The organism is Rhizobium sp. B230/85 (genome assembly GCF_019355735.1).
GTDB classification, from domain to species: Bacteria; Pseudomonadota; Alphaproteobacteria; order Rhizobiales; family Rhizobiaceae; genus Rhizobium; species Rhizobium rhododendri.
On the sequence record NZ_CP072156.1, the window covers coordinates 896,090 to 916,737 of the forward strand.

Annotated in this window: 19 protein-coding genes; 13 read left to right on the forward strand and 6 right to left on the reverse strand. The window is 61.3% G+C overall.

Annotated features, from left to right (window positions below):
• Nucleotide 1: 1 nt before the first annotated feature.
• The 3 genes from lptB to J5289_RS04225 are packed head-to-tail and all read right to left on the reverse strand — an operon-like array spanning nucleotide 2 to nucleotide 2,154.
• Entirely contained in the window at nucleotides 2-796 is a 795-nt protein-coding gene (lptB, locus tag J5289_RS04215) for an LPS export ABC transporter ATP-binding protein (protein WP_142823843.1), read from the reverse strand.
• 27 nt (nucleotides 797-823) lie between these two features.
• Entirely contained in the window at nucleotides 824-1,477 is a 654-nt protein-coding gene (locus tag J5289_RS04220) for an LptA/OstA family protein (protein WP_142823844.1), read from the reverse strand.
• A gap of 14 nt (nucleotides 1,478-1,491) precedes the next feature.
• Nucleotides 1,492-2,154 (reverse strand): LPS export ABC transporter periplasmic protein LptC, encoded by a 663-nt coding sequence (locus tag J5289_RS04225; protein WP_142829111.1) that lies wholly within the window; start codon nucleotides 2,152-2,154, stop codon nucleotides 1,492-1,494.
• Nucleotides 2,155-2,386: 232 nt separating this feature from the next.
• Here J5289_RS04225 and sppA point away from each other — a divergent pair, with 232 nt between their 5' ends.
• The 3 genes from sppA (at nucleotide 2,387) to J5289_RS04240 (ending at nucleotide 4,149) form a co-directional block, all read left to right on the forward strand.
• The gene (sppA, locus tag J5289_RS04230; protein WP_209182626.1) at nucleotides 2,387-3,343 is read left to right on the forward strand and encodes a signal peptide peptidase SppA; all 957 of its coding nucleotides are present in this window, start codon (nucleotides 2,387-2,389) and stop codon (nucleotides 3,341-3,343) included.
• A gap of 25 nt (nucleotides 3,344-3,368) precedes the next feature.
• Nucleotides 3,369-3,674: an integration host factor subunit beta gene (locus tag J5289_RS04235; RefSeq protein WP_142823847.1), complete on the forward strand. Its 306-nt coding sequence runs from the start codon at nucleotides 3,369-3,371 to the stop codon at nucleotides 3,672-3,674.
• A gap of 142 nt (nucleotides 3,675-3,816) precedes the next feature.
• On the forward strand, nucleotides 3,817-4,149 hold the full coding sequence (locus J5289_RS04240; RefSeq protein ID WP_209182627.1) for a LapA family protein: 333 nt from the start codon (nucleotides 3,817-3,819) through the stop codon (nucleotides 4,147-4,149).
• Between the two features lies 1 nt (nucleotide 4,150).
• On the opposite strand, the gene J5289_RS04245 is transcribed toward J5289_RS04240, so the two are convergent.
• Both J5289_RS04245 and J5289_RS04250 read right to left on the reverse strand, forming a co-directional pair.
• Complete coding sequence (locus J5289_RS04245) at nucleotides 4,151-4,558, reverse strand: GNAT family N-acetyltransferase (protein WP_142824439.1); 408 nt, start codon at nucleotides 4,556-4,558, stop codon at nucleotides 4,151-4,153.
• Nucleotides 4,559-4,636: 78 nt separating this feature from the next.
• The gene (locus J5289_RS04250; RefSeq protein WP_209182628.1) at nucleotides 4,637-5,089 is read right to left on the reverse strand and encodes a carbon monoxide dehydrogenase subunit G; all 453 of its coding nucleotides are present in this window, start codon (nucleotides 5,087-5,089) and stop codon (nucleotides 4,637-4,639) included.
• Between the two features lie 111 nt (nucleotides 5,090-5,200).
• Between J5289_RS04250 and J5289_RS04255 the strand changes: the two genes are divergently transcribed.
• The 10 genes from J5289_RS04255 (at nucleotide 5,201) to murJ (ending at nucleotide 19,878) form a co-directional block, all read left to right on the forward strand.
• Nucleotides 5,201-6,364, forward strand: a complete 1,164-nt coding sequence (locus J5289_RS04255; protein ID WP_209182629.1) for a class I SAM-dependent rRNA methyltransferase — start codon at nucleotides 5,201-5,203, stop codon at nucleotides 6,362-6,364.
• On the forward strand, nucleotides 6,361-7,221 hold the full coding sequence (locus tag J5289_RS04260) for an RNA methyltransferase (protein WP_209182630.1): 861 nt from the start codon (nucleotides 6,361-6,363) through the stop codon (nucleotides 7,219-7,221). Before J5289_RS04255 ends, J5289_RS04260 begins: the two co-directional genes overlap by 4 nt.
• Nucleotides 7,218-7,730, forward strand: coding sequence for a signal peptidase II (gene lspA / locus J5289_RS04265; protein WP_209182631.1), 513 nt, complete (start codon nucleotides 7,218-7,220; stop codon nucleotides 7,728-7,730). Before J5289_RS04260 ends, lspA begins: the two co-directional genes overlap by 4 nt.
• Before the next feature lie 55 nt (nucleotides 7,731-7,785).
• Entirely contained in the window at nucleotides 7,786-10,068 is a 2,283-nt protein-coding gene (locus J5289_RS04270) for a hybrid sensor histidine kinase/response regulator (protein WP_209187315.1), read from the forward strand.
• 121 nt (nucleotides 10,069-10,189) lie between these two features.
• Nucleotides 10,190-11,068: a GNAT family N-acetyltransferase gene (locus J5289_RS04275; protein WP_209182633.1), complete on the forward strand. Its 879-nt coding sequence runs from the start codon at nucleotides 10,190-10,192 to the stop codon at nucleotides 11,066-11,068.
• A 137-nt stretch (nucleotides 11,069-11,205) separates the two neighbouring features.
• Nucleotides 11,206-12,087 carry an alpha/beta fold hydrolase gene (locus J5289_RS04280; protein ID WP_209182634.1) on the forward strand — a complete coding sequence of 294 codons (882 nt, stop codon included), beginning with the start codon at nucleotides 11,206-11,208 and terminating at the stop codon, nucleotides 12,085-12,087.
• Nucleotides 12,088-12,295: 208 nt separating this feature from the next.
• Nucleotides 12,296-14,953 (forward strand): DNA mismatch repair protein MutS, encoded by a 2,658-nt coding sequence (gene mutS, locus J5289_RS04285; RefSeq protein WP_209182845.1) that lies wholly within the window; start codon nucleotides 12,296-12,298, stop codon nucleotides 14,951-14,953.
• Between the two features lie 21 nt (nucleotides 14,954-14,974).
• On the forward strand, nucleotides 14,975-15,277 hold the full coding sequence (locus tag J5289_RS04290) for a hypothetical protein (RefSeq protein ID WP_209182636.1): 303 nt from the start codon (nucleotides 14,975-14,977) through the stop codon (nucleotides 15,275-15,277).
• Between the two features lie 117 nt (nucleotides 15,278-15,394).
• Nucleotides 15,395-18,292: a [protein-PII] uridylyltransferase gene (locus J5289_RS04295; RefSeq protein WP_209182638.1), complete on the forward strand. Its 2,898-nt coding sequence runs from the start codon at nucleotides 15,395-15,397 to the stop codon at nucleotides 18,290-18,292.
• Nucleotides 18,289-19,878 (forward strand): murein biosynthesis integral membrane protein MurJ, encoded by a 1,590-nt coding sequence (gene murJ / locus J5289_RS04300; RefSeq protein WP_142823858.1) that lies wholly within the window; start codon nucleotides 18,289-18,291, stop codon nucleotides 19,876-19,878. Before J5289_RS04295 ends, murJ begins: the two co-directional genes overlap by 4 nt.
• Here murJ and J5289_RS04305 read toward each other — a convergent pair.
• Nucleotides 19,835-20,560 carry a TetR/AcrR family transcriptional regulator gene (locus J5289_RS04305; protein ID WP_209182640.1) on the reverse strand — a complete coding sequence of 242 codons (726 nt, stop codon included), beginning with the start codon at nucleotides 20,558-20,560 and terminating at the stop codon, nucleotides 19,835-19,837. The genes murJ and J5289_RS04305 overlap by 44 nt on opposite strands.
• Nucleotides 20,561-20,648: the final 88 nt, after the last annotated feature.

A 20,648-nucleotide genomic window follows, 5' to 3' on the forward strand; every position in this document is an offset into this window, starting at 1 on the left:
ATCAGAGGCTGAAATTGTCGCCAAGGTAGAGCCGGCGAACCTCAGGATTATTAACGATGTCGTGGGCTCGCCCATGCGTCAGCACTTCTCCCGCATGAATGATGTAGGCGCGGTCGATAAGTCCCAGCGTCTCACGGACGTTATGGTCGGTGATCAGTACGCCAATGCCGCGCGCAGTTAGATGGTGCACCAAGTTCTGAATGTCCGAAACCGAGATCGGATCGACGCCTGCGAAAGGCTCGTCGAGCAGCATGAACGTCGGGTCGGTGGCGACAGCGCGAGCAATTTCCAGGCGCCTGCGCTCACCCCCGGAAAGGGCTATGGCCGGCATGGTGCGCAGGTTGCGGATGTGGAATTCCTCGAGCAGGTCGTCGAGCTTGCTTTCGCGCTCGTCCTTGCTCTTGATATGCACTTCGAGCACGGCGCGGATGTTTTCCTCGACGCTCAGTCCGCGAAAAATCGAGGCTTCCTGCGGCAGATAGCCGACGCCGAGCCGCGAGCGGCGGTACATCGGCATCGTCGTCACATCGTTGCCATCGATTTCGATGGTGCCTTCATCGACCGGAACCAGTCCGGTGATCATATAGAAACAGGTCGTCTTGCCGGCCCCGTTCGGGCCGAGCAGGCCAACGGCCTCGCCGCGCCGGACGACGAGCGAAACGCCGTTGACGACACGCCGCGTCCGGTAGGTCTTGGTCAGTCCGCGGGCAATCAGCGTGCCCTGATAGCGGGCCTTGTCGCCTGAAGGGGCTTGCGTCGAGGCCGACGGCTCGGAGGTGCCGAAGTTAGTGGTCATGTCTGGCGCTGTCACTCGAAGTCGCGATCAGTTCGTCTTGGCAGCGGCAGGCTGCTTTGACTTCGGATCGAGCTGGATCTGTACTCGGCCGCCGCAGCTGTCGAGCTGAGCTTCGCCGGTGTCCATGTGAACTGTCAGCATGCAGCCGGTGAACACATTGGGACCGTCTGTCAGGATGACCTTGTCGCCCTTGAGGATGGCGAGCTGGGCTGCCATGTCGAAGGATCCGTTGTCGGCCGTCGCGGTCTGGGTGCCGGAGGTCAGGTAGACCTTCTCGGATACCAGGATGTGGTCGATATCGGTATCTCCGGAAACGACCGAGTTGCCCGCAGCTGGCTTCTTCGTTTCGGCCACGGGTGCCGGCTTGCCGTTGGCATCCGGCTGCGGCTTCTTCTTGTAGAAGACGATCATCTTCCCGGCCTTCATCGTCGTCGTGCCCTGGACGACGTTGACCTTGCCGGTGAACACGGCGTTGCTTTCCGAATCATGGATTTCCAGCTTGTCGCTTTCGATCTGGATCGGTTGGTCCTTGTTGAGGTTCAGGCCAGTCATCTTGGTGGTGGTCGACTGCTGGGCGCTGGCGCCTACCGCTGTCATCAACGCGAAAATGCCAATCGCGCCGGCCAGAGCGGCTTGACGGAGACCAGTGTTGGAAAAGTGCATGCGACAATCGTTTGTCATGGTCCGCCCGGCGGTTAGCTGCCCGTATTGTGGATGGTGGAAGCATCGATATGCATTTTCACCTGTCCGTCGAATTCGATTACATTTCCCTTATCCGTCATCTTGAGCGACTGTGCAACAATTGACGCGAGGCCTTTGAAGATTGCGACGGGCTGTTGCGTAACGAGCGATCCGCCCTTGATATCGAGGAAGGCGCCCTTGAATTCCGCACGCAGGCCGTTGTCGAGCGTGACGGTAAAGGGCTCCGTCAGCTTCATGGTATCGGCAGCACGGTCGAAGTCGCCGCTAAGGGCGGTGACATGCGCGACACCGTCGCTGACGGGCATGGCTGCCTTGATGTTTTTCAGCGTTATCAAGTTCGGGTTCTTGATGTCCTGCAGCGCTTTTTCCGCAAGCATGGAGTAGTTGATGCCGTCGGAGTTGCGCCCGGCAATCGCCGGTCTCTGCATGACGATCTTGCCGTCCTCGATGGATGCGCCCTGGATCGAGATGTTTTCCGGCATGTAGGCGCGCACCACCGAAACGGTAATGAAAATCAGCGAGATGATGACGGCTGCGATCGGCAGCAGGATTTTCAGTCGGCGGACACGTCCCGAGTTGGCGACCGCGGCGTCGTAGGCGCGCAGTTCGGGCGTCAATTGGCGGCCCGGGCCGGTTGATTCGGCAGTGTTTGACATCGGCGGTCCGTCTCTCTGGTTCCGGCAGCGCAGTTTGTGCAGCGCACTTACAGGATTGCAATCACATTTCGCACGCTTGCATTAGCTTGCCAATACGCATTTTTTTCGGCAACAAAAGGCATCGGGTGCAAACGACGACGTCATCTGTCCGTCGACCATATGCTGCTTTAAGTTAACAACGCCGCGCTCTCGGCGATTATCTGGTTATTGTCATAAAAGGAAATAGGACCTCATGGAGAGTTCTGCAATTGCGGACCGTCGACAATTACGCCGCAAGTTAAGCTTCTGGCGCATCGTTGCAGTCCTCCTGCTGGTCGGTCTCGGCTTTGCGCTTTATCGTTTTGCCGGTGGCGAACTCGGTGCCGGCCGCAAGCCGCAGATCGCTCGCGTCGCAATCACCGGCGTCATCCAGGATGACAAGGAACTTCTGGAGCGCCTGAAGACGATCGAGGACGACAACCAGGTCAAGGCACTGATCGTGTCGATTTCATCGCCGGGTGGCACCACTTATGGCGGTGAGCGCATATTCAAGGCTATCCGCGCGGTGGCCACCAAGAAGCCGGTCGTGTCCGATATCCGGACGATGGCCGCATCCGCCGGCTACCTCGTCGCCGCTGCCGGAGACACGATCGTTGCCGGCGATACCTCGATCACAGGCTCGATCGGCGTGCTCCTCCAATATCCTCAGGTCAAGGATCTGCTCGACAAACTCGGTGTCTCCATGGAGGCGATCAAGTCGTCGCCGATGAAGGCCGAGCCTTCGCCGTTTCATCCGCCGAGCGACGAGGCCAAGGCGATGATCAACAATATGGTGATGGACAGCTATGGCTGGTTCGTCGATCTCGTTGCGGATCGCCGTAAATTGCCGCGCGATCAGGTCCTGAAGCTGGCCGATGGCAGCATCTTCACCGGTCGTCAGGCGCTGGCAAACAAGCTGGTCGACAGTCTCGGCGGCGACGATGACATCCGCGCCTATCTCGAAACGCGAAAGGTCGCCAAGGACTTGCCTGTCGTCGATTGGGATGCGCCACGCCGCACATCGCCATTCTTCCTGCCCGGCGCTGCGGCCGATCTCATCACATTGCTCGGTTATGGCGATTTTATTAAGGGTGATGGCGCGCAGAAGCTGTTGTCCGAGAAGTTGTTTCTTGACGGCCTGCTTTCTGTTTGGCAGGGTGATGCGCATTGATAAATCAATGATTTAGGGGGCCACCGTGATCAAATCGGAATTGGTGCAGATCGTTGCGGCGCGAAATCCGCATCTTTATCACCGTGACGTCGAGAATATCGTCAATGCGGTCCTCGACGAGATCACGGATGCCCTGGCTGGCGGTAACCGGGTCGAGCTGCGTGGTTTCGGCGCTTTTTCGGTTAAAAACCGCCCGTCGCGCTCCGGCCGCAACCCGCGCACCGGCGATACGGTCTTCGTCGAGGAAAAATGGGTACCGTTCTTCAAGACTGGAAAGGAGCTCCGCGAGCGCCTCAATCCTGGCAGCCATGACGAAGACGACGACAGCTGAGACCGCTATCCAAGCCGTTGCCTCTTGAAGTTGCCCCAATCGTTCTTATCCTGTCGCCGGGATGAAGAGGAACTTCAGAAAGCCGGTATGGCGCCTAATAACGGTAGCGCTAGATTGCCTGTCGTCGACAAGGAGACTGTGAATGGCAAAGAAGATCGTCAACCTGTTGGTGCTGCTGCCAATCGGCATCATCCTCATCATCTTCTGCGTCGCCAACCGGCAGCTCGTGACGATGGCGTTCAATCCGTTTCGCCCCGAAGATCAGGTCCTGTCTCTTAGCGCACCGTTGTTCGTGTTCCTTTTCGTGACACTGATTCTCGGCATGGTGATTGGCTCGGCAGCGACGTGGTTCACGCAGGGGCGTTATCGTAAACGTGCCCGCACGGAAGCCCGCGAGGCCGTCCGTTGGCAGGCCGAGGCTGACCGCCATCGCAATCGCGCCGAACAGATCGCCGGCCATCTGCCGGTAAAGTGAATTACAAATTCCAGTCTGTAACCGGCCTGAACACCATGTCGTTGTAGTCGCCCTCGGCGGACGTACCGAGGCCGGTCACGACAAACCCTCTTTGCTCGTAAAAGCTCCGGGCAGCCTTGTTCTTCACCAGGCATTTCAGGCGGTAACGCCGCCGTGGCCATCCGGGCAATGCCTGCAGCAAGGCCGTTCCCGCTCCGGCGCCCTGCCATTCCGCGCGGATGTAGAGCATGTGGATGAACGCGTCCGCATCGAGAATAGCGATAAACCCTGCAATCGTCCCATCAGCATCCTCACAGACGAAAATGCTTTCGCCCTTCGAGTGAGTGGCGAAGTCTTCGAGGAGGAAGCGGGCGGGATCGACCCAGGTAAATGTCGCGCGCCGAGCCTTCAGATAGATATCTGAAAGCATCGGCTGATCGCCATCGACCGCCGGTCGGATATTCCATTGTCGTGTCGTCAAGCGGATGCCTTGGGATAGAGCCTGTCTTTAAGCTTCGATCTTGCCATTGATTGCAGCGTTGAAGTCATCGAAGAATTGCTGGGCCAGTTTCTTGGCGCTGGAATCGATCAGTCGCGAGCCCATATGGGCGATCCGGCCGCCGATCTCGCCGCGCGCTGTATAGTGCAGGATTGTCTCCGCGCCGTCTGCCTCGAGCACGACGTCGGCGCCGCCCTTGGCAAAGCCGGCGATGCCGCCCCTGCCTTCGCCCTCGATGGTGTAGCTGTCGGGTGCATTGATGTCGGAGAGCTTAACATCCCCATGAAACGAGGCGGACAGCGGGCCGATGCGGAATTTGATCAGCGCGACAAACTCCGTCGGCGACACGCGTTCGAAGCTTTCACAGCGTGGAATGCATTGCTTGATGATCTGGGGGTCGTTGAGCGCGGCCCACACGGCATCTCTTGATGCGGAAATCCGCACTTCGCCGGTCATGTCCATCGTTCATCTCCCTTTAGGCCTGCACTTCGGCCGACAATTGCAGATCGGAAAGCGCTTTGCCAAGAGCCGCCCAGATGCTATTTGCACGCCGACGTCAATATCGAGACAACAATGGTGAAACAAAAGGAACGCCGGCCTGGACAACGGTCGAGCGCTGGCCCGGGTGGCAAAGCCCCGCGCACGGACGCCCCGAGCGGCCGCGCCAAGCCCTATCCCCAACCGGCGCGTGACACGAGGCCGGTGCGCGACGAGCGCCCCCGCGAAGCGCCGCCCCGTGCGGAAGCCGCGCGCAGTGAACGCATCGCCGAAACTCAAGGTGGACCCGCCGCTGCCGAGCGTCCATTGCTGGTGCGCAGCGGCGAGCGACCGCCGGAGCGCGTGCCGATCATCCTGGAATCCTCGGGCGCTGGCGATTTCCATCTCATCGACATGGGCAATGGCCTGAAGCTCGAGCAATACGGCCCTTACCGGATCGTTCGCCCGGAGGCCCAGGCGCTTTGGCCGCCGACTTTGCCTGCGTCGGTCTGGGAGAATGCCGACGCCATCTTCACCGGGGATACGGAAGAAGACGGCATGGGCCGCTGGCGCTTTCCGCGCGCAGCGCTCGGCGAAACCTGGCCGCTGCAACTGCTCGACGTGGATTTCCACGGCCGCTTCACATCGTTTCGCCATGTCGGCGTTTTCCCGGAGCAGATCGTTCACTGGGAATGGATGAAACAGCAGATCGAGGCGTCGAAACGGCCGTTGAAGGTGCTGAACCTGTTCGGCTACACCGGCGTTGCCTCGCTGGTGGCTGCCCGTGCCGGTGCAGAGGTCACCCATGTAGATGCCTCCAAGAAGGCGATCGGCTGGGGTCGCGAGAACCAGGCCCTCGGTCATATGGAGAAGCTGCCGATCCGCTGGATCTGCGAGGATGCCATGAAGTTCATCCTGCGCGAGGAACGGCGCGGCAATACCTACGACATCATCCTGACCGATCCACCGAAATTTGGTCGCGGCCCGAATGGCGAAGTCTGGCACCTGTTCGAGCATCTGCCGATGATGCTGGATATCTGCCGGCAAATCCTGTCGCCCGACGCCCTCGGCCTCGTGCTGACCGCCTATTCGATCCGTGCAAGCTTCTACTCGATCCATGAGCTGATGCGCGAAACCATGCGCGGTGCCGCCGGCGTTGTTGAATCCGGCGAACTGGTCATCCGCGAGACCGGCCTCGACGGCAAGCAGCCGGGCAGGGCGCTCTCCACTTCTCTTTTCAGCCGCTGGGTGCCGCAATGAACGACGATTTTCGCGACACGGGCGCGCGCCGGGTCGGCCAGGTCAAGGAAGTGACCTCGCTTGCCAATCCCATCATCAAGGACATCAAGGCGCTGACCGACAAGAAGGCGCGTCAGGAAACCGGTACCTTCATGGCCGAAGGCCTGAAGCTGGTGATCGACGCCATCGAGCTCGGCTGGACCATCCGCACGCTGGTTTATGCCAAGGCCGCCAAGGGCAAGCCGCTTGTCGACAAGATGGCAGCCCGCACGGTGGCCTCCGGCGGGCTCGTGCTGGAGGTCAACGAAAAGGTGCTGTCCAGCATCACCCGACGCGACAATCCGCAAATGGTCGTTGGTATCTTCGATCAGCGCTGGCGGGCCCTGAAGGACATCCGGCCTAAGGCGGGCGAGACCTATGTGGCGCTCGACCGCGTCCGCGATCCCGGCAACCTCGGCACGATCATCAGGACAGCCGATGCTGCCGGCGCTGCCGGTGTCATCCTTGTCGGCGAGACGACCGACCCGTTCTCGCTGGAAACCGTGCGCGCCACCATGGGCTCGGTGTTCGCCGTGCCCGTCACCCACGCATCGGTCGATGAGTTCCTCGCCTGGAAGAAGAATGCCGGCGTATCTGTCGTCGCCACCCATCTCGCCGGTGCCGTCGATTACCGCACCATCGACTACAAGAAGAAGCCCGTCGTGCTGCTGATGGGCAACGAGCAATCCGGCCTGCCGGAAGCTCTCGCGACCCAGGCGGATGCCTTGGCGCGGATTCCTCAACAGGGACGTGCCGATTCTCTCAACCTTGCGGTGGCGACAGCCGTGATGCTGTTTGAGGCCCGCCGACATGTCCTGACGCTCAGCGAGGCAAGATGACCGAAGTCAGCTCCACCGCACCGCAGCGGCAAGCACTGTTCTCCAGGCCGCTGCCGATCCTGATCTTCATCGTCATCGCCGTCATACTCGATCAGGCGATCAAGATCGCCGTAGACCATTACCTGCCGCTGCAGCAGGCCGTCCCCGTCATTCCGATGCTGGATCTCTATCGCACCTACAATCTCGGCGTCGCCTTCTCCATGCTTTCGGGCCTGGACGGCTGGCTGATCGTCGGCATGCGGTTGATCATCGTGGTCTTCGTGCTCTATCTCTGGCGCCATGCCGCCAAGGATCGCTGGCTTGCCCATCTCGGTTTCGCGCTGATCATATCGGGCGCGCTTGGTAATCTGGTCGACCGTTTTCTCTACGGCCACGTCATCGACTACATCCTGTTCCACACCGAAACGTGGTCCTTTGCCGTCTTCAACCTGGCCGACAGTTTTATTACGGTTGGCGCCGGGGCGGTAATTCTCGATGAACTGCTGCTTCCGAAAAAGCCCAAAACCTAAAATTTGAAAGGTTTCCGGAAGGCGTTGAGAACGGTGGTCATGGTAATTCGAGACCATGAACACACCGGCAGATCTCCAGAAACGTCTGTCTTCGGCCTTCGGGCAGGCCCTGAGCGAGCCGCCGGGTAACCCTGCCGTGACGCCGGTGGACAATGCCGGATTCACTGCTCCCGACGCATGGCTCTCCTCAAGCCGTTTAGGCCGCTTATGGCTCGGCGGCGCCGGTGTTGTCGCCGGTGGACTGTTGCTTGCCGCAGGCTATGTGGCAGGCGCCGCAGCCCTGGCAGGTGTCGTCGGCATCTTTGGTCTCGCGGTTTTGTCTGCGGCCGTCATCGGCCGGTCGGTCACCAGATCAGCACCGTTGGCGTCAGCTGAACCGCACGCAAGCGCAACTGCGATCAATCACCAGCCTGCACAGCCGCTAAATTTCTTGTCGGATATCCACGACGCCCTCGGTGATATCGCCGTTACGCGCGGTTTGAACCGGCGCATTCTCCACGCCAATGCGACGTTCCGGCTGGTGACGGGCAAGGCGCGGCCCGAAGGCATGACCTGCGACGAGATCGGTATTGCCTTCCGACCGGACGACCGGCCCGATCATTACGATGTGGAGATCGCCACGCCGCAGGGGCAGCGCATCTATTCCTGGCGCGATGTTATGATGCGCGATCCAGCCTCCGGCCAGTTGCGCATCGAGAGCATTGCTCGCGACATCACCGACCAACGCCTTGCCACGCGCGAACGCGAACAGGCCCGCCTGAAGGCGGAGCATGAGAGCGCGGCAAAATCCCAGCTCCTCGCCACCGTCAGCCATGAAATCCGCACGCCGCTGTCGGGAATCATGGGCATGAGCCACTTGATCGGCCAAACGGGATTGACCCCCGCGCAGGAAAGCTACCTGGATGGAATACGTCAATCCGGCCAGGCGCTGGTGCAACTGGTCGAGGACCTGCTGGATTTTTCGACGCTCGAAAGCGGCCGTTTCCAGATCCATCCGCGCGCCGAATCACTGCGCCGGCTGATCGAGAGCGTCGTCGAGATGCTGGCCCACCGTGCCCACGAGAAGGGCATCGAGATCGGCGCGACCGTTCATTCTGACATTCCCGAGCTGATGAGCTTCGACCCCGCGCGGTTGCGCCAGGTTTTGTTCAATGTCATCGGCAATGCGGTCAAATTTACCCAAAGAGGCGGCGTATTGGTGCGCGCGGCCTACGACGACGGAGACTTGGTCATTACAGTTCAAGACAGCGGCCCGGGCATGACGCCCGAAGAACAAACCCGCGTTTTCGGCGCATTCGAGCAGGCCGGCGACGCTTCGGAAAAGAGCGGCGGCACGGGCCTCGGCTTGACTATTTCCGCCCGCATAGTCGAAGAATTCGGCGGCAGGATGTCGGTCGTCAGCGAAAGAGGCGTCGGTAGCCAGTTCATAGTGCGGTTCCCGGTCGAGCTGCCCGCCGACCAGCGCAGTCGGAACCATCGTGCCACGATGCTGAAATCCTCCCGCGTGCTGCTGATTGCCCCGGACGGTCCCGCCGCCACGGCCACAGCAGAGACCATCCGCATGCTTGGCGGCACCTGCCGGCTGATCGAGGCCGGCGATGCCGGGAATTTCACGCTGGATACGCTGATGGAGGCCGAGGGGCCTCCGACGGACGTCATCGTCGACAATCGCATGGCGCCGCAGTTTCTCTCCCAGTTTGCCGATCGTCTCGGTGTCATTGCGCCCGGCCTGCGCCGCATTTTCCTGGTGACGCCGGAGCAGCGCAACGCAGAGGAATTCGACATGTTCGATGCCTGGCTGATCAGGCCGTTGCGCGAGCAGTCGCTGATCGACGTCCTGCGCGGCCGTATGCGCGGTATGGAGCGACGCGATGCCATCAATGACAACCAGCCCGGGTTCATGACCTTGCCCGAGCTTCCCGAGGGTACTGGAATTTCCATCGTCTTGGCTGAGGACGACCCGGTCAATGCCATGCTGGTGCGCGCCGTACTCACCAAGGCGGGACACGCCGTCGATGTCGTGCAGGATGTCGAGAGCCTGCTCGACCGGGCCTGGCATGCCGGCCACAGTCGCCCCGACATCATCGTCACCGATCTGTCGATGCCTGGTGGCGACGGGGTCGAAATGCTGGGACGGCTGCGCGCCCACGAGCGCCGGCAGGGATTGTCGCCGGTGCCCGTCATCGTCCTGACAGCTGATAGCCGCGATGAAACCCGCCGCGCCGCGCTTTTGAACGGTGCCAGCATCGTGCTTGCCAAGCCCGCCGATCCACAGCGGCTGATCCAGGAGGTCGAGACGCTGGCTGCAATGACGGTCGACTTCGCACGACTGTCGTAAAGCTGCCAATTAGCGCTTCCGATGCTGCTGCGTCGCCTTGCATTTGGCGACGCAGCATGTCACTTTCTTGTCGCAAGAATTTGCTTTATGGCGATCAAACAACCCAAAGTCGGGAAACGCCATGTCCATCGAAATGTTAAATCGCGAAGTTCAGGGCGACACTGTTCAAAATATCAAAAAAACGAGCGCCCCAGTGACTGGGGACGTGTTCGGCCGAATCGGTAATCTGGAAACGCGCCTTGCCCGTAACGAGCGCGAAATCGACGCTGCCCAGGCGGTGCGCTATCGCGTATTCGTCGAGGAGATGCACGCCCAGTTGCCAGCCGAGGCGATGCGCCTGAAGCGCGACGTCGATAGCTGGGACGCCATCTGCGATCATCTGCTGGTGCTCGATCACTCCATCGAAGGCGATACCGAGGACCAGATCGTCGGCACGTACCGGCTGTTGCGCCAGGAAGTCGCCATGGCCCACGGTGGTTTCTACTCCGCTTCGGAATTTGCCACCGATGCCCTGATCGCCCGTCATCCGGACAAGCAGTTCATGGAACTCGGCCGCTCCTGCGTGCTGCCGGCCTATCGCACAAAACGGATCGTCGAGCTTTTGTGGCAGGGCAACTGGGCTTACGCGCTGAAACACGGCATGGGCGCCATGTTCGGCTGCGCTTCCTTCCCAGGCATACGGCCGGAAGAGCATGCGCTGGCTTTGTCTTTCCTCTACCACAACGTGCGTGCCCAAGGCGAATGGGCGGCCGATGCTCTTCCGGCGCTTGCCCGCACAATGGACCTGATGCCGGCCGAGGCGATCAATGCACGCAAGGCGCTGATGGCGATGCCGCCGCTGATCAAGGGATATCTTCGCCTCGGTGCGATGGTGGGCACGCAGGCCGTGGTCGATCATGCCTTCAATACCACCGATGTACTGATCGTGCTGCCGATCGCCAGCATTTCCGATCGCTATGTCAACCACTACGGCGCGCAGGCGGATCGCTTCCTGAGCTAGGCGCCGGCCTGGCGCTTCTGTCCATCTTCAGGAAATCAACACCTTGATCGATGCAATACCTTGCCTTGGCGGCCAGGCATCCTAAACTTCAACGCAAGCGTGAATTGTCGCGATGAGGGGGAGGGGTCGCAAGCGCCATGAGAACTGTAGTCGCCGGCGTTCTGGACATCGCCTATTACGAAACGGGCCGCGTCGACGGAGCGCCCGTCATACTCCTCCACGGATTTCCCTACGACGCCCATGCCTATGAGGCTGTCGCCGAGCGGCTGGCGGCAGCCGGAAAGCGCTGTATCGTCCCCTTTTTACGCGGCTACGGCGCCACCCGCTTTCTCGATCCGGACACGCCGCGCTCAGGCGAACAGGCAGCGCTCGGTGCCGATCTGCTTGCCTTGATGGATGCGCTGTCGATCCCTTCGGCAGTTCTCGCGGGCTATGACTGGGGCGGTCGCGCAGCTTGCATCGTCGCGGCACTTTGGCCCGACCGGGTGCGGGGACTGGTCAGCGGCGGTGCCGGATACAACATCCAGAACATCGCCAGATCTGTGGAACCGGATACGCCGGAGGCGGAATACCGTTTCTGGTACCAGTATTACTTTCACAGCGAACGCGGCAGGATTGGGCTGGCCGCCGACCGGCGAGGTCTCTGCCGGCTGCTTTGGCGCCTGTGGTCGCCGACTTGGTCCTTCGACGAGGAGACGTTCGCCCGCAGCGCTTCCGCCTTCGATAATCCCGATTTTGTCGCCACCGTGATCCATTCCTATCGCCACCGTTTCGGCCTCGTTGCGGGCGATCCCGCCTATGCGGAGATCGAGCGGTATCTGGCGGCCCAACCGACCATCGCGACGCCCACCATCGTACTGCAAGGCGGCGACGATGGAGTAGACCCGCCGGGTCCCGCTGATACGGCACATGCTCACTTCACCGGGCCGTACGAGCGATTGGCCGTGCCGGGCGCCGGCCACAACCTGCCGCAGGAGGCGCCTGAGGCTTTTGCGGACGCGGTGCTGGCAGTGGGCTGAGAGCAACCGGGCTGCAAACCGCAAAACGTCCTGTGGGCGATCCGTAGTGGCGTCCCGATTGCTGTTGTCTTGCCCGCCTCCGCGCGGATAGGGTGCCGGCTTGTTTTGGGACAGAAAAATCACAGTGAACGAACGCATCGCACCTAGGATCGAGCCTTACTCGGCAACCGAGCTTGCCACTGACGCAAGCCGCGCGTCGGCAACGCCGATGATGGAGCAGTACATAGAGATCAAGGCGAACAATCCCGGTTCGCTGCTGTTCTATCGCATGGGCGATTTCTACGAGTTGTTCTTCGAGGATGCCGTCGAGGCGTCGCGTGCGTTGGGCATCACGCTGACGAAACGCGGCCAGCACATGGGGCAGGATATCCCGATGTGCGGCGTGCCCGTTCACGCCTCCGACGACTACCTGCAGAAGCTGATCTCGTTGGGTTTCCGTGTCGCCGTCTGCGAGCAGATCGAAGACCCGGCCGAGGCAAAGAAGCGCGGTGGCAAATCCGTTGTCAGGCGGGATGTCGTGCGGCTGGTGACGCCAGGCACGATCACCGAGGAAAAGCTGCTTTCGCCGTCCGAATCCAATTATCTGATGGCACTGACCCGCATCCGGGGCGGCAGCGAGCCGCAACTGGCGCTTGCCTGGATCGACATCTCGACCGGCATTTTCCGGCTGGCCGAGACGGATCAGTCGCGTCTGCTCTCCGACATCATCCGCATCGAGCCGCGCGAGTTGATCCTGCCCGACACGATGTTTCACGATCCGGAGCTCAAACCCGTGTTCGATGTGCTCGGGCGAGTGGCGGTGCCGCAGCCATCGGTGCTGTTCGACAGCGCTAGTGCCGAAGGACGTATCACCCGCTATTTTGGCGTCGCGACGCTCGACGGCTTTGGCAGCTTTACCCGCGCCGAGCTTGCAGCTGCGGCTGCAGCGGTTGCCTATGTCGAAAAAACCCAGATCGCCGAGCGCCCGCCACTCGGCCGGCCGGAGCGCGAAAGCGGCGCCTCGACGCTGTTCATCGATCCCGCCACCCGCGCCAATCTGGAACTGGTACGGACCCAGTCTGGAGACCGCAACGGCACGCTGCTGAAAGCCGTCGATCGCACCGTGACAGGCGGCGGTGCTCGGTTGCTGGCCGAACGGCTGATGTCACCGCTGACGGATCCCGCGCGTATCAATGCCCGGCTTGATTCGATAGGCTTCCTGCTCGAGGAGCCCTCCCTCTGCAGCGATCTGCGGTCAGCCTTGAAGCACGTGCCGGATATGCCCCGCGCCCTCTCGCGACTGGCGCTCGACCGGGGCGGACCACGCGACCTGTTTGCGATTGCCAAGGGGCTGGGCGCGGCTTTCGCGATTGCCGAGATGCTGGGCGCAGCGCTGCTGCCGGGCGAACTCGACGATGCTCTTGCCGGGCTGAAGACGCTGCCGAAAGAGCTCGAATCGCTGCTCACCGGCACGCTCGCCGATGAGCTGCCGCTGTTGAAGCGTGATGGCGGCTTTCTGCGACAGGGTGCCGATGCTGATCTCGATGCGGTCCGGGCCCTGCGCGATCAGTCGCGCCGGGTGATCGCCGGGCTGCAGCTGCAATATGCCGAGGAAACCGGCATCAAGTCACTGAAGATCAAGCACAACAATGTGCTCGGCTATTTCATCGAAGTCACCGCCGGCAGTGCCGGCCCGATGATCGATACACCAGAGGCCAAGGGACGCTTCATCCATCGCCAGTCGATGGCGAATGCCATGCGATTCACGACGCCGGAACTGGCCGATCTCGAAAGCCGTATTGCCAATGCCGGCGGCCAGGCGCTGGCGATCGAACTGAAGGCTTTCGACGAAATGGTGGCAGCCGTGGTTCGCAAGGCCGAGGCGATCAAGGCAGGTGCCCGGGCGCTCGCCGTCATCGATGTCGCCGCCGGCCTGGCGTTGCTGGCCGAAGAGCAGGCCTACTGCCGGCCAACGGTGGACGATTCGAAAATGTTTGCCATCGGTGGCGGCCGCCATCCCGTGGTCGAGCAGGCCCTGCGTCGCCAGTCGGCAGGTCCTTTCGTCGCCAACAACTGTGATCTCTCACCGCGCGACGGCGGGCGGGACGGCGCCATCTGGCTGCTGACTGGCCCGAACATGGGCGGCAAGTCGACCTTCCTGCGCCAGAATGCGCTGATTGCCATCCTCGCCCAGATGGGCTGCTTCGTGCCGGCAACGTCGGCCCATATCGGTATCGTCGACCGCTTGTTTTCGCGCGTCGGAGCATCTGACGATCTTGCCCGCGGGCGCTCGACCTTCATGGTCGAAATGGTCGAGACAGCGGCCATCCTCAACCAGGCCAGCGACCGTTCGCTGGTCATTCTGGACGAGATCGGCCGTGGCACAGCCACCTTCGATGGCCTGTCGATCGCATGGGCGGCGGTCGAGCACCTGCATGAGGGCAATCGTTGCCGGGGCCTGTTTGCCACCCATTTCCACGAACTGACCGCACTGTCGGAAAAACTCGGGCGTCTGGCCAACGCCACGATGCGGGTCCGGGAGTGGGATGGCGAGGTTATCTTCCTCCACGAGGTCGGACCGGGTGCCGCCGATCGCTCCTACGGAATCCAGGTGGCGCGACTGGCCGGCCTGCCGGCTTCCGTCGTTGAGCGCGCCCGCGATGTCCTGACGAGGCTCGAGGACGCCGACCGCAAGAACCCGGCATCCTCGCTGATCGACGACCTGCCGCTATTCCAGGTGGCGGTCCGCCGCGACGAGGCGTACCGCGCACGGGGAACGTCCAAGGTCGAAGAGGCGTTGAGGGCCATCGACCTCGATGACCTGACACCGCGCGCGGCGCTTGACGCGCTCTACGAATTGAAGAAGAAGCTCAGTGAGGCCGGCTGAAGTCGGAAACGGGATCGCGTCATGCATATCGAAAAACTGCTCACCGAAGTTCGAAATCTCTCCGACCGTTTTGTCATGCCCGAAGCGCGACCGAAGCCGGAAGCGCCCATCGAGTGGCATTCCGCCCGTGGCCTGCTCGACATCGTGCTTGCCTGCGGCCGCATCTCGGATATTTCCACCCGCATTTCGGCTGCCGGTTATTGGGAGTGCGACCGCGAACTGCTGGCACAGATCGGTGCGCAGTCTCGACAGATCCTCTATCATATCAATGACATGAAGGCTATCGAGGCAAAGAATATCGCTGAAGGCCGCAGTGAAGCCTAGGCGGGACATCAGGTGTGCACGAATGCTACCCGCGACCGGCTTCGTCAACCTTCGTCAAATATAAACACTCTGGTTTTTATGATGCCTGTCATCGGCGGGTCAGAAGGGCTATAGCGCATGGCGACGAAGAGTGAGGCGCTCCAGCAGAGGATGGCCGACAACGAGAAGCACCTCGGTCGGCGCAGGATGGCTGTCATCGATTATCCCGGCATTCTGGACGTGACCGCCGTCAGAGCCGAATGCGACGCCGTTATCGCCGCCCACAAGGGCACCCGGATAGACCTGCGAAACGCGCTGTTGCCGCCGCTGAAAAGGGCAAGCCAAGAGGCACGCGAGCGCGCCCGGTTACGGTTTTTCGCCCATGGCAGCGGACTTGATTGCGCACACGAGATTTCCTGGCTGCAGGACCAGCTGATCACTATCCTCTATGATGTCGCGGTCACGCAGGTCTACCCCGGCCAGAAGGACAAATTTGCCGTCGCAGCGGTCGGTGGCTATGGTCGCGATACGCTGGCACCGGGATCCGATATCGACCTGCTGTTCCTGTTCCAGCCAAAGCCCGAGGACGATACCCACAAGGCCGTCGAGTTCGTGCTCTACGTTCTCTGGGACATGGGCTTCAAGGTCGGTCACGCCACCCGCACCATCGAAGAGTGCATCCGCCTGTCGAAGTCGGACATGACGATCCGCACCGCCATTCTTGAAACCCGCTTCATCTGCGGTTATCGGCCTCTGGCGACCGAACTCGAGGGCCGCTTCGACAAGGAAATCGTCATCGGCACCGGGCCGGAATTCGTTGCTGCCAAACTGGCCGAACGCGACGAGCGTCATCGCAAGGCCGGCGACACCCGCTATCTGGTCGAACCCAACGTCAAGGAAGGCAAAGGCGGTCTGCGCGACCTGCACACGCTGTTCTGGATCTCGAAATACTATTATCACGTCCGCAACACGATCGAACTCGTCAAGCTTGGCGTACTCTCGAAGAGCGAATACCGGCTGTTCGAAAAGGCCGACGATTTTCTCTGGGCGGTGCGCTGCCACATGCATTTCCTCACCAACAAGGCTGAGGAGCGGCTGTCATTCGACATCCAGCGCGAAATCGCCGAGGCGCTCGGCTACCACGCCCGTCCCGGTCTTTCGGCCGTCGAACGTTTTATGAAGCACTATTTCCTGGTGACCAAGGATGTCGGCGACCTCACGCGCATCCTCTGCGCCGCACTGGAGGACGAGCAGGCCAAGGCGACCCCGGGGCTGTCCGGCGTGCTCAGCCGCTTCACTCACCGCTCGCGCAAGATCGCCGGCTCTATCGAGTTCGTGGAGGATCGGGGCCGCATCGCGCTTGCTAATCCCGATGTTTTCAAGCGTGATCCTGTCAGCCTGATCCGACTGTTCCATGTCGCTGACATCAACAACCTGGAATTCCACCCCGATGCGCTGAAGCTGGTGACGCGCTCGCTGTCGCTGATCGATATCCGGCTGCGCGAGGACGAGGAAGCCAACCGGCTGTTCCTGTCGATCCTGACCTCGCCCCGCGATCCGGCGCTGATCCTGCGCCGGATGAACGAGGCCGGCGTGCTCGGCCGCTTCATTCCCGAGTTCGGCAAGATCGTCGCGATGATGCAGTTCAGCATGTATCACCACTATACGGTCGACGAGCACCTGATCCGCGCCGTCGCCATCCTGTCGGAGATCGACAAGGGCAAGGCCGAGGAAATTCATCCGCTCGTCAACAAGCTGATGCCCCACGTAGAGGATCGCGAGGCCCTCTACGTCGCCGTGCTGCTGCACGATGTCGCCAAGGGTCGGCTCGAGGATCACTCGATTGCCGGCGCAAGGGTCGCCCGCAAACTGGCGGCGCGCTTCGGCCTGTCGCCGAAGCAGACCGAACTCGTCGTCTGGCTGATCGAGGAACATCTGACGATGTCGATGGTAGCCCAGACCCGCGACCTCAACGACCGCAAGACGATCATCGATTTTGCCGACCGTGTGCAGTCGCTCGAGCGGTTGAAGATGCTGGTCATCCTGACCGTCTGCGACATCCGCGCCGTTGGCCCCGGGGTCTGGAACGGCTGGAAGGGCCAGCTGCTGCGCACGCTCTACTACGAGACAGAGCTGCTCCTGGCTGGCGGCTTTTCGGAAGTGTCGCGAAACGAACGCGCCAAATACGCTGCCGAGGCCTTGTTCAATGCGCTGTCCGACTGGAGCGAGCACGACCGCGAAGCCTACGTCAAGCTACACTACCAACCCTATCTGCTGTCCGTCTCGCTGGAAGACCAGATCCGCCATACCGGGTTCATTCGCCAGACAGACAAGGCCGGACAGGTGCTGGCGACCATGGTCCGGACAGATAGTTTCCACGCCATTACCGAGATCACGGTCCTGTCGCCCGACCATCCGCGCCTGCTGGCGGTGATTGCCGGTGCCTGTGCGGCGTCCGGTGCCAACATCGTCAACGCGCAGATTTTCACCACAGCTGACGGCCGCGCGCTCGACACGATCCATGTCAGTCGCGAGTTTCCGGACGATGCCGACGAGCTGCGTCGTGCGGCCACCATCGGCAAGATGATCGAGGACGTTTTGTCCGGTCGCAAGCTTCTTCCCGAAGTGATCGCCAATCGCACCAAGCTCAAGCGCAAGAGCAAGGCGTTCGTCGTCTCGCCGTCGGCAACGATCTCCAACAGCCTGTCGAACAAGTTCACCGTCGTCGAGGTCGAGGGTCTCGACCGGACCGGACTTTTGTCGGAGGTGACGGCGGTACTTTCCGATCTGTCGCTGGACATCCAGTCGGCCCGCATCACGACCTTCGGTGAAAAGGTCATCGATACGTTCTACGTTACCGATCTCGTCGGCCAGAAGATTTCCAACGAGAACAAGCGCGGCAACATCATCGCCCGGCTGAAGGCTGTGATGGCTGGCGAGGAGGACGAGCTGCGCCAGCGCATGCCGTCGGGCATTATCGCCCCCTCGGAGACGCCGCTCGACGATCATGAAGAAAAGGCCGGTTCCGCAGCATGAGTCTCGTACGTAAATTTGCGACCGTCGGTGGCGCGACGCTCGGCAGCCGCATGTTCGGTTTCGCCCGCGAAACGCTGATGGCGGCAGCGCTCGGTACCGGGCCGATGGCCGACGTCTTCTACGCCGCCTTCCGATTTCCCAATCTGTTTCGCCGGCTTTTTGCCGAGGGCGCTTTCAATGCTGCCTTCGTGCCGCTGTTTGCCAAGGAGATCGAGGCGAACGGCATCGACGGTGCAAAGCGCTTTTCCGAGGAAGTCTTCGGCGTGCTGTTTTCCGTGCTGTTCCTGATCACGGTGGTGATGGAACTCTGCATGCCGCTGCTGGTTCGATTTGTCATTGCGCCGGGCTTTGCCGACGACGCCGACAAGATGTCGATCACGGTGCGCATGGCGGCGGTTATGTTTCCCTATCTGATGTGCATGTCGCTGACGGCAATGATGAGCGGCATGCTGAATTCGCTCCATCATTTCTTCGCTGCCGCCATCGCGCCGGTTTTCCTCAACGTGGTGATGATCGGCGCGCTGCTCTACGCGCTCTATGTCGGCGCGCCACCGCTTTCGACTGCCTGGTACATGTCCTGGGGTGTGCTGGTCGCCGGCATCCTGCAGCTGGCTGTCGTCTATTTTGGCGTGCTGCATGCCGGCATCTCGATCGGTATTCGCTTTCCGAAAATTACGCCTAACGTCAAGCGGCTGCTCATTCTGGCAGTTCCTGCCGCGATTACTGGCGGCATCACCCAGATCAACCAGATGATCGGCCAGGCCATCGCCTCCAGCCAGGAAGGCGCCATTGCCGCCCTGCAATATGCCGACCGGATCTACCAGCTGCCGCTCGGTGTCGTCGGCGTCGCAGTTGGCGTCGTGCTGCTGCCGGAACTTGCGCGTTCGCTGAAGGGCGGCAACCTGCGCGAGGCGGGCAACCTGCAGAACCGCTCGATCGAATTCGTGCTGTTTATGACCATTCCCGCCGCCTTCGCGTTGTGGATCCTCTCCGACGAGATCATCCGGCTGCTCTACGAGCGGGGCGCTTTCCACGCGCAGAACACCGCGGTCGTCGGCGCTATCCTTGCCATCTACGGCATCGGCCTGCCTGCCTTCGTCATGATCAAGGCGCTGCAGCCGGGCTTTTACGCCCGCGAGGATACGAAAACGCCGATGCGCTTTTCCGCTGTCGCCGTCGCTGTCAATTGCGCCACCGCGCTGACCCTATTCCCGCATATGGGCGCTCCCGGCATTGCTGTGGCCGAGGCGACGGCAGGCTGGATCAGCACGGTACTGCTGTTTGGCACGCTCCTGCGTCGCGGCCACCTCGTGTGGGAATGGGCGCTGGCCCGCCGTGCAGCGCTGCTGGTCGTGGCCGCCTGCGTCATGGGTGCCGTCATCTTTTATCTGAAGCAGCGCTGGGCACCCGAACTGGCGTCCAGTGCATCGCTGCCGACCAAGCTCGGCACTCTCGGCTTGTTGATCGCCATTTCGATGGTCGTCTATTTCGCGACCGCATTCCTTATCGGCGGCGCAAATCTTGGCATGATCCGTCGAAACCTCAATCGCAAGCCGGTGGCAAAGGATGAGGGGCCAACAGCGTGACGACTGCCTGGGGCGACAGGGGTGTCTCGCGGATTTCTTCGAATGCCTGCCTTGCGGCGGGGCTGAGATAAGGACGGAAAAGCGCGGATACCTGGTTAATACCCCAGTCCAGGTGCTCCTCTCCGAGCGCCGATACCCGCTGCTGCAGGTTGAGATACACGGCCCAGTAGGTGGCGACGATCCACACATTTGCCAGCAGAGGCGCCCTGTCGTCGGCTGGTACGTTGATCAGGGCCTCGCTTTCCATACGCTTGAGGATTTCGTCCAGCGCGTGGCCCATCAGCGTGCTGACACTCCGGATCGCCTCGGCGAGCGATGGAGCAACCGCAAGCAGGTCGACAAGGTCGCGAAACAGGAAGCGATAGTCCCAAACGAGCGAAAACCACTGGCGCAGAAGGCCGGGATAGCTCGCCGGATCGTTGGCAGGAGCGGAGTGCGCGCTTGCGACAAAGCCGGCCGCCGCCGTCTCGAACCCTGAAAACAGGCTGGTGATCAGCGATTCTTTGGTGCGGAAGTGGTAATAGAGGTTTCCCTCGTTGATCCCGACCATGCCGGCAATCTCGGCTGTAGTCACACGACCGGGGCTCTTTTCATTGAACAGTGAAAGCGCTGCTACCAGGATCCTGTCGCGCGTGGGCATGCGTTTCTTCGACTTTCCTGCCGGCAAATCACCATCGACCATATCCGCCCCTTGCAAATATAAGGTATTCACCTTATTTCTCTTTAAGGTAATCACCTTAGGCAGACGCTACCGCAGTTTCTGCGTTCGA